At 47.0% G+C, this 15428-nt stretch carries 15 protein-coding genes; all 15 read left to right on the forward strand.

The annotated features are described in order from the left end of the window. The first annotated feature begins 95 nt into the window (after nt 1-95). The 15 genes from DW183_RS05925 to DW183_RS05995 all read left to right on the forward strand — a co-directional run bounded on the left by DW183_RS05925 (nt 96) and on the right by DW183_RS05995 (nt 15421). Entirely contained in the window at nt 96-1640 is a 1545-nt protein-coding gene (locus tag DW183_RS05925) for a YifB family Mg chelatase-like AAA ATPase (RefSeq protein ID WP_118281057.1), read from the forward strand. Next, nucleotides 1637-2722, forward strand: a complete 1086-nt coding sequence (gene dprA, locus DW183_RS05930) for a DNA-processing protein DprA (RefSeq protein ID WP_118281058.1) — start codon at nt 1637-1639, stop codon at nt 2720-2722. Before DW183_RS05925 ends, dprA begins: the two co-directional genes overlap by 4 nt. 24 nt (nt 2723-2746) lie before the next feature. Next, complete coding sequence (topA, locus tag DW183_RS05935) at nt 2747-4828, forward strand: type I DNA topoisomerase (protein WP_118281059.1); 2082 nt, start codon at nt 2747-2749, stop codon at nt 4826-4828. 136 nt (nt 4829-4964) lie between these two features. After that, the gene (gene codY / locus DW183_RS05940; RefSeq protein WP_118281060.1) at nt 4965-5741 is read left to right on the forward strand and encodes a GTP-sensing pleiotropic transcriptional regulator CodY; all 777 of its coding nucleotides are present in this window, start codon (nt 4965-4967) and stop codon (nt 5739-5741) included. A 194-nt stretch (nt 5742-5935) separates the two neighbouring features. After that, the gene (gene flgB, locus DW183_RS05945) at nt 5936-6331 is read left to right on the forward strand and encodes a flagellar basal body rod protein FlgB (RefSeq protein WP_118281061.1); all 396 of its coding nucleotides are present in this window, start codon (nt 5936-5938) and stop codon (nt 6329-6331) included. Nucleotides 6332-6342: 11 nt separating this feature from the next. Beyond that, nucleotides 6343-6786 (forward strand): flagellar basal body rod protein FlgC, encoded by a 444-nt coding sequence (gene flgC, locus DW183_RS05950; RefSeq protein ID WP_118281062.1) that lies wholly within the window; start codon nt 6343-6345, stop codon nt 6784-6786. 17 nt (nt 6787-6803) lie between these two features. Beyond that, nucleotides 6804-7127 (forward strand): flagellar hook-basal body complex protein FliE, encoded by a 324-nt coding sequence (gene fliE / locus DW183_RS05955; protein ID WP_118281063.1) that lies wholly within the window; start codon nt 6804-6806, stop codon nt 7125-7127. A 20-nt stretch (nt 7128-7147) separates the two neighbouring features. Next, entirely contained in the window at nt 7148-8743 is a 1596-nt protein-coding gene (locus DW183_RS05960) for a flagellar M-ring protein FliF C-terminal domain-containing protein (protein WP_118281064.1), read from the forward strand. Between the two features lie 2 nt (nt 8744-8745). Next, nucleotides 8746-9753, forward strand: a complete 1008-nt coding sequence (fliG, locus tag DW183_RS05965; RefSeq protein WP_118281065.1) for a flagellar motor switch protein FliG — start codon at nt 8746-8748, stop codon at nt 9751-9753. Continuing rightward, on the forward strand, nt 9746-10588 hold the full coding sequence (locus tag DW183_RS05970) for a FliH/SctL family protein (protein ID WP_243069522.1): 843 nt from the start codon (nt 9746-9748) through the stop codon (nt 10586-10588). The genes fliG and DW183_RS05970 overlap by 8 nt, the downstream gene beginning before the upstream one ends. A gap of 18 nt (nt 10589-10606) precedes the next feature. Further along, nucleotides 10607-11917 carry a flagellar protein export ATPase FliI gene (gene fliI, locus DW183_RS05975; protein ID WP_442969792.1) on the forward strand — a complete coding sequence of 437 codons (1311 nt, stop codon included), beginning with the start codon at nt 10607-10609 and terminating at the stop codon, nt 11915-11917. A gap of 19 nt (nt 11918-11936) precedes the next feature. Beyond that, nucleotides 11937-12389, forward strand: coding sequence for a flagellar export protein FliJ (fliJ, locus tag DW183_RS05980; protein ID WP_118281067.1), 453 nt, complete (start codon nt 11937-11939; stop codon nt 12387-12389). Between the two features lie 4 nt (nt 12390-12393). Next, nucleotides 12394-13203, forward strand: coding sequence for a MotE family protein (locus DW183_RS05985; protein WP_118281068.1), 810 nt, complete (start codon nt 12394-12396; stop codon nt 13201-13203). Nucleotides 13204-13268: 65 nt separating this feature from the next. Next, nucleotides 13269-14705 carry a flagellar hook-length control protein FliK gene (locus DW183_RS05990; protein ID WP_118281069.1) on the forward strand — a complete coding sequence of 479 codons (1437 nt, stop codon included), beginning with the start codon at nt 13269-13271 and terminating at the stop codon, nt 14703-14705. 23 nt (nt 14706-14728) lie between these two features. Then, nucleotides 14729-15421 carry a flagellar hook assembly protein FlgD gene (locus DW183_RS05995; protein WP_118281070.1) on the forward strand — a complete coding sequence of 231 codons (693 nt, stop codon included), beginning with the start codon at nt 14729-14731 and terminating at the stop codon, nt 15419-15421. The last annotated feature ends 7 nt before the right edge of the window (nt 15422-15428 follow it).

Raw genomic sequence — 15428 nt, forward strand, 5'->3', positions numbered from 1 at the left:
AAGGTGAAATTTATGTTATGATAATTTCATCTTTTTTCGTTATACCGTGATTCGCGGTGTTTTTCCAAGTGAGAAGAATACAAAGGGAGGAGTCTATGTATAGTGTAGTTCATACGGCTGTTTTGTCCGGCATTGATGCCTGTCTGGTGTCAGTGGAGGCGGATATCAGCAATGGTATGCCCATGTTTGAAATGGTGGGGCTGTTAGCGTCAGAAGTTCGTGAGTCCAAGGAGCGGGTGCGCACCGCCCTGAAAAATTGTCAATACGAACTGCCCATTAAGCGGATCACGGTCAACCTGGCACCGGCAAATATAAGAAAGTCTGGATCCGGATTTGATCTGCCGGTTGCCGTTGCGGTGCTGGCTGCCATGGAGGTATTTCCGACGGACATATTAGAGGATATGTTTTTTGCGGGGGAGATCTCTTTGGAAGGGAGGATCATTGGGATAAATGGAGTTCTTCCCATGGTCATCTGTGCCAAGGAGGCAGGCTTAAAGACCTGTATCGTTGCCAAAGAAAATGTCAAGGAGGCATCCTTGGTGCCGGGCATGCAGGTGATTGGTCTGTCCCATTTGCAGGAGGTATTAGCCTGTCTGCGTGGGGATGCAGAGGTTAGCGTAGATAAGGAAGAAAATAAGGAAGAGATCAAGAAAGAGACTATGGAAAAGGCCTATGATTTTGCCCAGATCCATGGGCAGAGACTCTTAAAAAGAGCCTGCGAGGTTGCCATTTCCGGTATGCACAATATGCTTATGGTAGGACCGCCGGGGGCAGGCAAGACCATGATCGCCAAATGCATCCCGACCATCCTGCCGCCCATGAGTCAGGAAGAACAATTAGAAGTATCCAAGATCTACAGTGTGTGTGGTGCCCTAAAGGGGATGGATCAGCTGATACAAAAACGCCCTTTCCGCAGTCCCCATCATACGATCACGGAACAGGGGCTGATCGGTGGCGGCAGTATGGTGCATCCGGGGGAGATCTCTTTAGCGCATGGCGGTGTCCTTTTTTTAGATGAGTTAACAGAGTTTAAAAAGAGTACGCTGGAAGTCCTGCGTCAGCCGCTGGAGGACAAGCAGGTATGTGTGGCGCGCGTCATCGGAAATTATTGCTTTCCAGCGGATTTTGTCCTTGTGGCAGCCATGAACCCCTGCAACTGCGGTTATTACCCGGATCTGGCAAAATGTCATTGCTCCAGACAATCTTTGTTGCGCTACCATAGCAAACTCAGCCAGCCCCTCTTAGACCGCATCGATCTGTGCGTGGAGGCGGCGGGCGTCGGTTTTCATGATCTGCAAAAAAGCGATCATAGTGAGGAGTCTTCCGCTGCCATACGCCAGAGGGTCTGTCGGATCCATGCCTTACAAAGAGAACGTTTTGCAGGGACATCAATCCGTTTCAACAGCCAGATCCCGGCAGAAAAGATGGAGGAGTATTGTGCATTGGGCACGGAGGAGGAAGCCTATATGGAACTTGTCTTTGAGCAGTTGGCATTAACGGCAAGAACCTATCACAAACTTCTGCGTGTCGCAAGGACTATAGCGGATATGGAGGGCAGTGAGAAGATCACGGTCAGCCATTTGCAGGAGGCGGTCTGTTATCGTGGAATTCAAAAGAATTATTGGGAGAGTGGGATATGAAATATAAATATTGGTGGATGTGTCTGCAGGGCTTGAGCAACCGGACAAAGCGCAACCTATTAGAAAGATACAAGAGTGCACATGCCATATATGATCTGTCCGAAAAATGCCTGCGCCAGGACGGACTTTTAGACGCCAGGCAGGCGGACATCTTTTTAAGGGAAAGGAAAAAGGCAGATCTTGACACGGCATATCAGACATTTTTACAGACAGGGGCATCTTTTGTGACACTTGAGGACACGGAATATCCCTACTATTTAAAAGAGGTCTTTGATGCGCCCTATGGCATGTATGTCAAGGGACAGATCCCGCAGACAAAAAAGATCGTTGCCATCGTCGGTGCCAGACGTTGTAGTGCCTATGGCAAAAAGATGGCGCAGGAACTGGCGTATCTTTTGGGAAAGCAGGGCTATGTGGTGATCAGCGGTATGGCAAGAGGGATTGATGCCTATGCCCATGAGGGCTGTCTGCAGGCGGGACAAAAGACCATGGCGGTCTTCGGCTGTGGCGTGGATGTGTGTTATCCGACAGAAAACAGAAGCCTGTATGGACGCATCATGGAAAACGGCTGCCTTTTGTCGGAATATGCCATGGGCAGCCAGCCGATCGCCAAGCAGTTCCCGCCGCGCAACCGCCTGATCAGTGGAATCGCAAAATATGTGGTCGTTGTAGAGGCAAAGGAAAAGAGCGGGTCTTTGATCACGACGGATTTTGCCTTGGAACAGGGCAAGGATATCTATGTGATCCCCGGGCGGATCACGGATGCCATGAGTGCTGGATGCAACCGTCTGATCGCACAGGGAGCGGGGATCATCACATCGCTGAGTGGCTTTATTGAGGAAATCGAGGAGTCACATTTTAGCGATCTGACCTGTGGCAATGCCTTTGAGGCAAATGAAATTATCCTTGAAAAAGATGAATTGTTGGTGTATAGTTGCTTTGATTTCTATCCCAAAAGCATTGAGACGGTGCTTGCGGAGAGTGGATTGGAACTCCTGTATCTATTGTCTGTCATCATGCGCTTGTGTGACAAGAAGATGTTACAGGAATGTTTTAAGAATCAATACGTCCGCTTACGATAGCGGATTACATATAAGGAGAGAGTAATGGCAAAATATCTTGTGATCGTGGAATCACCGGCAAAAGTAAAAACCATCAAGAAATTTTTGGGGAAAAATTATGAGGTCATGGCATCCAATGGACATGTCAGAGATCTTCCAAAGTCACAACTGGGCTTTGACCCGTCCAATGACTATGAACCAAAATACATCACGATCCGAGGAAAAGGGGAACTTTTAGCAGGACTTAGAAAAGAAGCAAAAAAAGCAGACCGCATCTATCTGGCAACTGACCCGGACCGCGAGGGAGAAGCCATTTCTTGGCACTTGACAAAAGCCTTGAAATTAGAGGGCAAAGATGTAGAGCGTATCACCTTTAATGAGATCACAAAGACGGCGGTCAAAAATTCTTTGAAGAATCCGCGTCAGATCGATATGAATCTGGTGGATGCACAGCAGGCAAGAAGAATGTTAGACCGTATGGTGGGCTACAAGATCAGTCCCCTGCTTTGGGCAAAGGTCAAAAGAGGGCTTTCAGCCGGACGTGTGCAGTCGGTAGCACTGCGTATTATCTGCGACCGTGAGGCGGAGATCGAGGCATTTATCCCACAGGAGTATTATACCCTAGATGTCGTTTTGGATAATCTGGATGCCAAGAAGCAATTTGTGGCAAGGTTCTATGGCGACAAGAATGGCAAACTGGATATCGGCGACAAGGCGTCCTTAGACAAGATCATGGACCAACTGCAGTCGGCAAGTTACCGGGTAGAGTCTGTAAAGACGGGCAAGCGAGAGAAAAAGGCACCTCTGCCATTTACGACCTCTACCTTACAGCAGGAGGCTTCCAAGGCACTGAACTTTTCTATCCAGAAGACCATGCGCATCGCCCAGCAGTTATACGAAGGTGTGGACGTCAAGGGCAACGGCACAGTTGGTCTGATCACCTATCTGCGTACGGATTCCACCCGTGTATCGGATGAGGCAAAGAGCGCAGCGGTTGACTTTATCTCACAGAATTATGGAGAGGATTATTTGCAGGAAGGGGCTGCCAAGGCAAAGGCAAACGGGACAAAAGTACAGGATGCCCATGAGGCGATCCGTCCTTCCGATATCACAAGACTGCCGTCCGAGATCAAGGACTCCTTATCCAGAGACCAGTTCCGTCTCTACCAGTTGATCTGGAAGCGTTTTGTGGCAAGCCAGATGAGCAGTGCTGTCTATGAGACTGTCAATGTAAAGATCGCAGCAGGCGATTATCGTTTTACCGTAGCAGATTCCAAGCGCGTTTTTGACGGCTTTATGTTAGTATATACGGCTTCCGATGAGGAGAAGGACGACAAGAAACTCAGTGCGCACGGATTACATGAAGATACAAAATTGGGATTTTCGTCCTTTGAAGAAAAGCAGCATTTTACCCAGCCGGCACCACATTTTACAGAGGCATCGCTGGTACACACCTTAGAGGAACTTGGCATTGGACGACCAAGTACTTATTCGCCGATCATTTCGACCCTTTTGAAGCGTCGCTATATCACAAAGGAAGCAAAGAATATCTTTGTGACAGAACTTGGTGAAGTGGTCAACGGCATTATGAAAGAATCTTTCCCGTCCATCGTGGATGAACACTTTACCGCCAATATGGAAGGACTTTTGGATGAGGTAGAAGAGGGAACCGTCAACTGGAAGTCAGTCATCAGCAACTTCTATCCGGATCTGGAGGAAGCTGTTGAGATCGCGGAAAGCCAGTTACAAAAGGTCAAGATCGAGGATGAAGTAACGGATGTTGTCTGCGAGGAATGTGGCAGAAATATGGTTGTAAAATACGGACCGCATGGCAAGTTCTTAGCCTGCCCGGGATTCCCGGATTGCCGCAATACCAAGCCGTATCTGGAAAAGATCGGTGTGGCATGTCCGAAGTGTGGCAAAGACATCGTTATGAAAAAGTCCAAAAAGGGAAGAAGATTTTACGGATGTGAGGACAATCCAAACTGTGATTTCATGTCATGGGCACGTCCGGTGGCAAAGCCATGTCCGGAGTGCGGTTCCTATATGGTACGCAAGGGCAGCAAACTCGTATGTGCCAATGAGGAATGTCGGCATGTCGAGACAGCGGATAAAGACGAGGCTTAATTTAAAATATTCTCTCGTGTGACACAATTTGTATAAGTATATGGAGTTTTCAGAATACTCTTGTAATTGTTATGCTATTGTGCTAAAATCTCTTTAGTTATTAGGAAATGTAGTATGTTGCGCGAGGAGGAAGAACATGAGCGTTCAATTATTAGATAAGACGAGGAAGATCGGCAAATTATTGCATAATAACAATTCCTCAAAAGTAGTATTTAACGATATCTGTCAGGTTCTGACCGAGATCCTGGATTCCTGTATCCTGGTTATCAGTAAAAAGGGCAAGGTCTTAGGTGTCAGCCACAGCAAGTCTACACCGGACATCACCGAACTCATTGTTGATGAGGTAGGCGGTTTTATTGATCCGATGTTGAACGAGCGTCTGCTCGGCATCTTATCCACCAAGGAGAATGTTAACTTACAGACTCTGGGCTTTGAGGGGGCAGATATCAATCGTTATTCTGCCATCATCGCACCGCTGGATATTGCGGGTGAGCGATTGGGAACACTTTTTGTATATCGTTATGACAAGCCATATGATATCGACGATATCATTTTATGCGAGTATGGAACGACCGTTGTCGGACTGGAAATGATGCGGTCTGTCAATGAAGAGAATGCAGAGGAGAACCGCAAGATACAGATCGTGAAGTCAGCGATCAGTACGCTTTCATTTTCTGAATTGGAAGCCATCATTCATATCTTTGATGAACTGGAGGGAGAGGAAGGAATCCTGGTAGCCTCCAAGATTGCAGATCGTGTAGGAATCACAAGATCAGTGATTGTCAATGCACTCCGCAAGTTTGAGAGCGCCGGCGTGATCGAATCCCGGTCATCCGGTATGAAGGGAACCTACATCAAGGTATTAAATGATGCTGTGTTTGATGAGTTGGACAAGGTCAGACGCAATAGTTAAACTGCATAGAGCAAGGATGGATGATAGTAAAAGGGACTTATGGACGACCGTAGGTTCCTTTTCTTTTTTTACAAATACTTGTGTCGCCCTTTAGAAAATGACACAATATCATGTAAAAAACACTTGTGTTTTCATAGATATAATTTATAATATAATAAGATTAGGCTAAGTATGTACCAAAAGGAGGTAGGAGTATGATCAATTCAAATGCCTTTAGTTATATCAATGTGCTAGATCGGGCAGCAGATGCCAGTTGGACGCGCGAGACGGTGATCGGCAACAATATCGCTAATGTTGACACGCCCGGCTACAAGAGACAGGATGTTGCATTTGAAGATGTCTTAAAGAGAGAACTCAAAAGTTCTAAGTATGATACCCTGCAAAAAGCCGTGGACAATGTGTCCTTAAACAAGTTGGAAGGCAGGACTTATACTGATTATGCGTCTTATTCCTACCGCTTGGATGGCAACAATGTAGATATTGATACAGAAAATGTGGAACTGGCATCGGAACAGTTACGCTATCAGACATTGACGTCTGCGGTCAGCAATGAATTTACCCGCATGAACACGGCAATGCAGACACCATAAGGAGGTAGACCATGGGATTATTTCAATCATTTGACATCTGCGCATCCGGCATGAGCGCACAGCGTTTCCGTATGGATACGATCGCAGAGAATATCGCAAATGTAAATACAACAAGGACCGAGGACGGGACGCCTTACAGGCGTAAGATCGTCACTTTTCAGGAAAAGGAGATCACACCGTCGTTTTCAGATATCTTATCTGATACCAAGAAGTTTCAGGGCAATGGTGTCAAGGTCGCTTCCGTGACAGAGGATTATGAGACTGATTTTACCATGGAGTATGATCCGTCCCATCCGGATGCGGATGAGAATGGCTATGTCTCTTATCCAAATGTCAATACGGTAACCGAGATGACCAATCTGATCGACAGCAGCCGCGCCTATGAGGCAAACACGACCGCTTTTAATGCCATGAAGTCTATGGTACAGGCGGGACTTAACATCGGTCAGTCATAATGCATTAGGAGAAAATAATGGACGTTACATCAGCAGCAGCCTTAAACGGGCTTTACAAGACAACCAACAATCAATCTTCGGTCCGGCAGGCAAACCAGACTTCGGCTACGGACGGCAGTTTTGACACTATTTTGAGCAATGCCATGAAAATGGTGGATGATACCAACAGTCTGCAGAACAATGCCTCTGCTGAGGCGGTATCCTTTGCTTTGGGAGAATCGGACAATGTGCACGATCTTTTGATCGCAGAGCGGAAGGCGAATCTGGCACTGCAATATACAGTTGCGGTCCGTAACCAGTTCATTTCCGGTTACAATACGATTATGAATATGCAGATCTAAAGAATAGAAGGAAGTAAGTCATGCCTGAGAGAATACAACAGATATTAAATCGAATAGTGGAGTGGTGGAAGAATTTTAGCACCAGACAAAAGGTGCTGATTATCAGTATCGCGGCTGTCGTTGCCGTGGCATTTTCCATCTTGGGATTTGTCATGACAAGACCGACCATGGTCAATCTGATCACTTGTGATTCGGCAAAACAGGCATCTTCTGTCAAGGATCTTTTAGACAGTAACAGTATCACTTATGAAGTTTCGGATGACGGTCTTACCTACACGGTCAAGCAGGAAGACCGTGCCAATGCGACCATCCTCCTGGGAAGCAATGACATCCCATCGGACGGCTACAGCATCAGTGATGCCATCGATGGAAGTTTTAGTACGACTGAGGCGGACAAGAACAAAAAGTACCAGTTATATTTAGAGGAAAAGATGGCGGATGATCTGGAGACCATTTCCAATGTATCCAAGGCATATGTGACCTTGTCCCTGCCATCAGATGACGGCACCATCCTTTCCAAGGATGAGGAGGCATATGCCAGCATCAATCTGCAACTGAGTGATGATATGAGCGAGGAGCAGGCGGCAGGTATCGCCCGTTATGTGGCAACGGCTTTGGGCAACAAGTCGACTGAAAATATCGAGATCATTGATGGAGACGGCAATACGCTTTTCTCCGGCGGAGATGAATCCTCGACTGCGGGAAAGGCATCTTCCAATCTGACAGTCCAGCAAAAGGCAGAAGCCAATGTGACAAGTGCGGTCAAGAGCGTTATCTTGGGTACCAATGTCTATGACAATGTAGAAGTGGGTATGAATCTGGATATGAATTTCGATCAACAAAAGGTTGAGGACTATCATTACTATGTTGACGACGGACAGACACAGGGCTATCTGGACAGCCGTACCGAGTCTACCTCCGAATCGACCTCGGGTGCCGGCGGTACACCGGGTACCGATACCAATGATGATGATACGACCTATGTCTTGGAAGACGGTACGATCACTTCCTCTACGACTTCGGACATTACAGAGGACTATCTGCCGAGCGAGACGATCACGACAACGGAAAAGGCAGTCGGAACGATCGATCTGGACAATTCTTCCCTGACTGTTGTTGCAACCAACCGGGTGATCTACAACGAGGACAAGTTAAAGGCAGACGGAACGCTTGATAATATGACCTTCGATGAATTTGTGGCACAGAATTCTGACCGTGTAAAGACGGATGTGGATCAGGATTTTTATGATATGGTATCCAAAGCGACCGGTATCTCTACCGACAATATTTCCATTGTTGCCTATGAGATCCCGATGTTCCAGTATTCTGAGGGCAGTGGCAGAGACTGGACGGATTATTTACAGATCATCTTGGCAGTGCTGATCTTTGCAATGCTTGCTTTTGTGGTATTCAGAAGTATGCGCCCACAGCAGGAAGAAGCCCTTGCCGAGGAAGTTACCGTGGAATCTTTATTGGAGGCACAGGAAGACCAGTTGGATGATATCGGTTTCAATGAAAAGTCTGAGGCGAGAGTTCTGATAGAAAAATTTGTAGATGAAAATCCGGAGGCGGTAGCATCCTTGCTCCGCAACTGGTTAAATGATGATTGGGGTTAATTATGGCAAATGAAGAATTATCCGGTGTGCAAAAAGCGGCAATCTTATTGATCACATTAGGACCAGAAAAATCTGCGGACATTTTTAAACATTTAAAAGAAGATGAAATCGAAGAACTTACCTTAGAGATTGCCAATACACAGAGTGTATCTCCAAAATTAAAAGAGGACGTGATCAACGAATTTTATCAGGTCTGTCTGGCACAGCAGTATATCGCAGAAGGTGGTATCGGTTATGCCAAAGAACTTTTGGAGAAGGCACTGGGTGCTGATGAGGCAACACGTGTCATCACCAAGTTGACGGCTTCTTTGCAGGTAAGACCGTTTGAGTTTATACGAAAGACAGAGCCTTCACAGGTGCTCAACTTTATCCAGGATGAACATCCACAGACCATAGCCATGATCTTATCTTACCTGTCACCGGGACAGGCATCCATGATCTTGGGTGCTTTGGATCCGGACAAGCAGGCAGATGTGGCAAAACGTATCGCGACCATGGATCGTACTTCACCGGAAGTCATCAAGGAGGTGGAGCGCGTCTTGGAGCGAAAGTTATCATCCCTCATCAATCAGGATTACACGATCGCGGGTGGCGTGGATGCCATCGTAGCAATCTTAAATACCGTAGACCGTGGTACAGAAAAGCGTATCATGGAGTCCCTCGAGATCGAAGAACCGGAACTTGCCGACGAGATCCGCAAGAAGATGTTTGTATTCGAAGATATCCTGCTTCTGGACGACAGAGCCATTCAGCGTGTTATGCGTGATGTGGATAACAGTGATCTGAGTGTTGCCCTAAAGGGTGCCAACGAAGAAGTGCAGGCTGCAATCTTCAAGAATATGTCTTCACGTATGGCTACCATGATCAAGGAAGATATGGAATTCATGGGTCCTGTCCGTATGAAGGATGTCGAGGAAGCACAGCAGAAGATCGTTGGTATTATCCGCAAGTTAGAGGATTCTGCTGAGATCGTAATCTCCAGAGGTGGAGGTGACGAACTCGTTGTCTAATATATTATATCGTGTGCAGATGGCACCACAGGAAGAACAAAAGACCTGCGTCATCGACTCCAATGAACTGGTCGGAGAAAAGATCGAGGAGAGACGACGCGAAGAAAAAAAACGTCAGATGCAGGCACTGAATTCTGAGGATGCCTTTGTACCTATGGACGGGGAGTCACTGGATGAAGATACAGAATGTCTTGGCCAGCAGATGCCGGAGGAGGCAGAGGAAGCGGAGCCGGAGATAGACTATGTCGCACAGGCAAAAGAAGAGGCGGATGCCATTCTTTCTGAGGCGAGAGAGCAGGCAGATGCTATCCTGGCAGAGGCAGGAGAACAGGCAGATGCCATGCGGTCCCATGCCGAAGCCGAAGGACAAAAAGAGGGCTATGAGCAGGGCTTACAGGAAGCCGCTGCCAGACAGCGGGAATTAGAAAGCCGGATGCAGGCAGAAAAAGAGCAGTTGCAGGCGGACTACGACCAGAAACAAAAGAACATGGAGCACGAGTTGGTGGATGTGGTCTGTGATGTGGTAGAAAAAGTTTTTCTGGTGCAGTTTGGAGATAAAAAAGAGATCATCTGGCATGCCGTCGATCAGGCACTTGCCAACATAGAAGGCAGTAAGGAGTTTATGATCCGTGTCGGCGAAGCCAATCTGGAATTTTTACGTGCGCATAAAGAGGAGTTACAGGCAAAAGTAGGGCAGGACATGACTTTAGATATTGTCTTAGATCCGCTTTTGGATGAGACGCAATGCATGATCGAGACCGATGGTGGACTTTTTGATTGTGGCATGGATACCCAGATGCGCAATCTGATCAAGGATATAAAATCCCTTAGTTAATGGAGATATAAGGTGGAAATTGATCGTAACAAATATTTAGCACTTACAAATGAAACATATTTTGACTGTCTGGGCCGCGTCACGAAAGTGGTGGGGCTCACAATTGAGTCTGTCGGACCGGATGCTAAGTTGAACGATCTATGCCGTATTTTTGTAGGAGGCGACCGTTCGCAGGCTGTCATGGCACAGGTGGTTGGATTTCGTGATAAGCATCTGCTTCTGACACCCTTTGACAGTGTCGATGGCATCGGTATTGGTGCGGTTGTTGAAAATACCAAGGCACCGCTTTCCATTCCGGTCGGGGACGAACTTCTAGGGCACACCCTAGACGGCATCGGACGACCGACGGATGCAGAGGACCTCTATCTGCCCCAGCGTTATCCGGTCGACGCAACGCCGCCGGAGCCTATGAACCGTGAGATCATTTCACAGGTATTGCCGCTGGGCGTAAAGGCAGTGGACGGACTGATCACGGTCGGCAAAGGACAGAGAATCGGTATCTTTGCAGGATCCGGTGTTGGAAAATCTACCCTGATGGGTATGTTTGCACGAAACACCAAGGCAGATATCAATGTGATCGCCCTGATCGGCGAGCGTGGCCGTGAGGTACGTGAGTTCATCGAGAGGGACTTGGGATCGGAAGGCATGAAGCGCAGTGTCGTTGTGGTGGCGACATCAGACAAAACGGCGTCCATCCGTAAATGTGCGGCAAAGACGGCAACAGCGATCGCAGAATATTTCCGCGACCAGGGCAAGGATGTCCTTTTGATGATGGATTCGCTGACCCGTTTTTCCATGGCGCAAAGAGAAATCGGTCTTGCGGCAGGAGAACCGCCGGTAACAAGAGGTTATCCGCCGAGCGTTTATTCGGAGATGCCAAAACTCTTAGAGCGTGCCGGCAATTCCGATAAGGGATCGATCACCGGTCTTTATACGGTGCTTGTTGACGGCGATGATTTCAATGAACCGATTACGGATACGGCGCGTGGTATTTTGGACGGACATATTGTCCTTTCCAGAAAACTGGCACAGAAAAACCATTATCCGGCGATCGATGTCTTAGCAAGCATTTCCCGTGTCATGAGTTCGATTGCGACCAAGGAACATAAGACCATGGCGGGCAAATTAAAGAATGTCATGGCAACCTATCAGGAAGCGGAAGATCTGATTAATATCGGGGCTTACAAGGCAGGATCCAACAACAATATCGATTATGCGATCGAAAAGATAGATCAGGTCAATGCTTTCCTTTGCCAGAGTACAGAGGATAAGTTTGATTTTGACGAGGTAGTTGGCGCACTGGAGCAGATGTTCGGCGAGAGTGCATAGATATAGGAAGTGACGGCAGATGGCAAAATTCAGATATCGCATGCAGAATATTCTGGAAATCAAAGAAAAGATGGAAGAACAGGAAAAAGTGGCTTACGGTATCGCCAATGCAAGGCTTTTGGAGGAACAGGAAAAACTGCAAAAACTTTTTGTCCGCAAAGCCGGTTATGAAGCCAGATTAAAAGAACTAACAAGTGCAAAACTTGACATCGTAGAGATCCAGACCTGTAAGCGGGCAAGCGATTCCGTTAAATCCATGATCCGCGACCAGATGATCGCGGTACACACGGCACAGCGAAATCTGGAGATGGCAAGAAAGCGTTTGAATGAGGTCATGAAAGAGAGAAAGACCCATGAAAACCTCAAGGAAAAAGCATTTGAAGCCTTCAAAGAAGAATTGGCGGCAGAAGAAGGCAAGATGACGGATGAACTGGTAAGTTACACCTATCACAGCAAAGAAGAACAGGAGTAAAAGAATGGCAGACGAAAAGGAAGACAAGAAGGCAAAGAGACAGGCGGCAAAGGAAGCAAAGCGCGCCCGTAAGAAAGAAAAGAAAGAAGAAAACGGCGAAGAGGAAGAAGAAACCTTAGGCGGCAAAGTCCTGATCGGCGTTGTGGCTGTCTTTATCGTATTATTGTGGCTTTTGATCTTGGGATTGCTGGTAAAGATGGATGTCGGCGGTTTTGGCTCGACCGTCTTATATCCGGTTCTAAAGGATGTACCTGTGATCAATAAGATCCTGCCGGATGTGCAGGAATATGCAAAAGAGGACGAAGCCTATGCCTATGATTCTGTTGAGGATGCGGTAAAACGCATCAAGGAACTGGAAAAGGAACTGGCGGATGTCAAGGCAAGCAAGGATGACTCGGATGCCCATGTGGCAGATTTAGAGGCGCAGTCACAGGAACTGCAGAACTATAAAGAAAACGAAGCCGCTTTTGAAGAAGAAAAAGAAAAATTCTATCAAGAGGTTGTTTTTTCGGACAATGCACCCGATATAAGTGCATATAAGGAATATTATGAGAGTATCGAGCCGGAAAAGGCAGAAGAGATATACAAGCAGGTGGTAGAACAGTTGCAGGAAGATGAACAGATCAAGTCTTATGCATCGACGTATTCTTCCATGAAAGCCAAACAGGCAGCTGCTATTTTTGATACAATGACAGATGATCTGCCATTGGTAGGCAAGATACTTTGGGCTATGGATGCCCAATCCAGAGGTGATATTCTGGGAGCCATGAATGCGGATACGGCTGCGGCTGTGACCAAGTTGATGGAGCCTTAAGAATATATAGTCTCATCTTATGAGACAGGTACATTGATAACTGCATATGGAAGGAGGAAGATGCCATGACAAGCACAGGAATAGCAAATATCCTGATGCCGACGGCTACGGTGGCAAATGCCAAGCAGACGAGTGCAAAAGACGCATCCGGTGGAGATTTCCGGCAGATGATGCAGATGCAAAAAAGTTCTGCAATAGCACCACAGGTAGTACAAAGTGCAGACAATGCCGGTAAGATTGAACGTGCTCCGCAGATGGAGAACAAGCGGTCTGATGTATCACTTGCAAAGCAGGATGATAAAGGCATGGCCCAGACAAAGGACGTCAAAGACAAGACCGATGCTTTTGCAAAGGATGTCAAAGATGCTATCAAGGACGAATTGGATGTGACAGATGAGCAGATTGAAAAAGCCATGGAAGATCTGGGATTACAATTTCTTGATCTGACAGATCAGTCGAATCTGGCAGCATTGGTAACAAAGTTGTCCGGCAGTGAGGATTCCGCAAGTCTTCTTGTAAGCGATGCTTTCCCACAGATCGTTTTAAAAGTGAATGATCTGGCTGGTGGACTGCAGGAAGATCTTGGAATATCTATGGAAGACTTACAGCAGATGGCAGAACTGGTAACGACCGATGTGGAGGAAGCAGGAACGACAGACAATCTGCATGAACCTGCCAAGGCAACAGAGGGGGCAGAAGAAACCATGCAAAAGACAGAGGACGTCAAAGATACGGTGGTAGCCGAAGAGGCGACCGAGCAGGTAGAGATCCCGACAGAGGAAACGATCGAACCGACTAAGACGGACGAGACAGACGAACTTGTAACAGCAGGTTCCAAGGATGTGACGACCGAAAAGCAGACCGATCAGGGGCAGGAAGATGCCACAGATCAGGACACAGATGCTTTTTTAAAACAGCAGACAAAAACTGAGATCCATCCGACCCAGGATCTGACACCGATGCAGGCAGAAAGTCCGATTACGGAATTTGCCTCGCACATGGAACCGACCGTAGAACTGCCTACAGGAGAAAGCGTTTCCGTTCAGTCCATCATCGACCAGATCGTTGAGGCAAGCCGCACAACGATGGATGGCGATAAGACGACGGTTGAGATGCTTTTGCACCCGGAGGGGCTGGGAAAGGTCTTGATGGAAGTGACCGAGGAAAATGGTCAGGTCAGGGCTCATATCTACACACAGAATGAGCAGGTCAAGGAAGCCTTGGAAAATCAGATGTTCCAGTTAAAAGAGCAGATGAACCAGTCACAGACCAAGGTACAGTCTGTAGAGATTTCCGTGGGAACCCATGAATTTGAGAGAAATCTGGAAGCCGGTCAGCAGAATCAGGAACAGGGACAGGAAGGACAGAATCAACGTCCGAAAAAGATGAGAAACCTGAATATGAATGATCTGGATGATCTACAGGGACTCATGACACAAGAGGAAGAATTAGTAACAAAGATGATGCGGGATCAGGGTAACACCGTCAATTACACCGCATAGGAATATGAGAAAGGAGGAGATTTATGGCACTTGTACAGGAGATTAAAGATGGTAAAGTGGTCGATAGCAGCGCAAGTCAGTCAAAAAAGACAGACACGGACAGCAAGTCCAACACCTATGACAAGGAGATGTTTTTAAAGTTACTGGTTGCTGAAATGCAGTATCAGGATCCACTGGAACCGACAAGCAATACAGAGTATGTATCCGAACTTGCATCTTTTTCACAGATCGAAGCCGTACAGTCCGTACAGAGTCAGATGTCTACGATCGAGGCAAACTCACTGGTCGGAAAGTATGTTATCTTACTGGATGACGATCAGTACATTTCCGGAAAAGTAGATTATGTGATGACGGAAGACAATAAGATGTTCTTATCTGTGAACAACAAATTATACAGTATCGATACACTGGATAGTGTTTGCGATGACGATTATTATGAAGGCGTGCTCAGTGCACAGACTTTTGCAGATATGATCAAGAAACTGCCGACGGTCTACACACTTACGACAGCGGATGAGGACAAGATCAAGGAAGCAAGACAGTTCTATGATGCAATGACAGATTCACAGAAATCATTTGTTTCTGCTGACACGGTCAAGTCACTGGAGAAACTGGAAGAACGTTTACAGGCACTCAAAGATGCAGAAGCAGAAGCCGGTAAGGACAGTACAGATGATACGACCACATCCGATGATACAACTACTGCAACAGAGTAAGGAGCGT

The organism is Roseburia sp. AM16-25 (assembly GCF_003473825.1).
Lineage (GTDB): Bacteria > Bacillota > Clostridia > Lachnospirales > Lachnospiraceae > Pararoseburia > Pararoseburia lenta.

Coding starts and splice junctions, on each gene's coding strand:
- DW183_RS05925 (WP_118281057.1), top strand. CDS start 96: ATGTATAGTGTAGTTCATACGGCTGTTTTGTCCGGCATTGATGCCTGT.
- dprA (WP_118281058.1), top strand. CDS start 1,637: ATGAAATATAAATATTGGTGGATGTGTCTGCAGGGCTTGAGCAACCGG.
- topA (WP_118281059.1), top strand. CDS start 2,747: ATGGCAAAATATCTTGTGATCGTGGAATCACCGGCAAAAGTAAAAACC.
- codY (WP_118281060.1), top strand. CDS start 4,965: ATGAGCGTTCAATTATTAGATAAGACGAGGAAGATCGGCAAATTATTG.
- flgB (WP_118281061.1), top strand. CDS start 5,936: ATGATCAATTCAAATGCCTTTAGTTATATCAATGTGCTAGATCGGGCA.
- flgC (WP_118281062.1), top strand. CDS start 6,343: ATGGGATTATTTCAATCATTTGACATCTGCGCATCCGGCATGAGCGCA.
- fliE (WP_118281063.1), top strand. CDS start 6,804: ATGGACGTTACATCAGCAGCAGCCTTAAACGGGCTTTACAAGACAACC.
- DW183_RS05960 (WP_118281064.1), top strand. CDS start 7,148: ATGCCTGAGAGAATACAACAGATATTAAATCGAATAGTGGAGTGGTGG.
- fliG (WP_118281065.1), top strand. CDS start 8,746: ATGGCAAATGAAGAATTATCCGGTGTGCAAAAAGCGGCAATCTTATTG.
- fliJ (WP_118281067.1), top strand. CDS start 11,937: ATGGCAAAATTCAGATATCGCATGCAGAATATTCTGGAAATCAAAGAA.
- DW183_RS05985 (WP_118281068.1), top strand. CDS start 12,394: ATGGCAGACGAAAAGGAAGACAAGAAGGCAAAGAGACAGGCGGCAAAG.
- DW183_RS05990 (WP_118281069.1), top strand. CDS start 13,269: ATGACAAGCACAGGAATAGCAAATATCCTGATGCCGACGGCTACGGTG.
- DW183_RS05995 (WP_118281070.1), top strand. CDS start 14,729: ATGGCACTTGTACAGGAGATTAAAGATGGTAAAGTGGTCGATAGCAGC.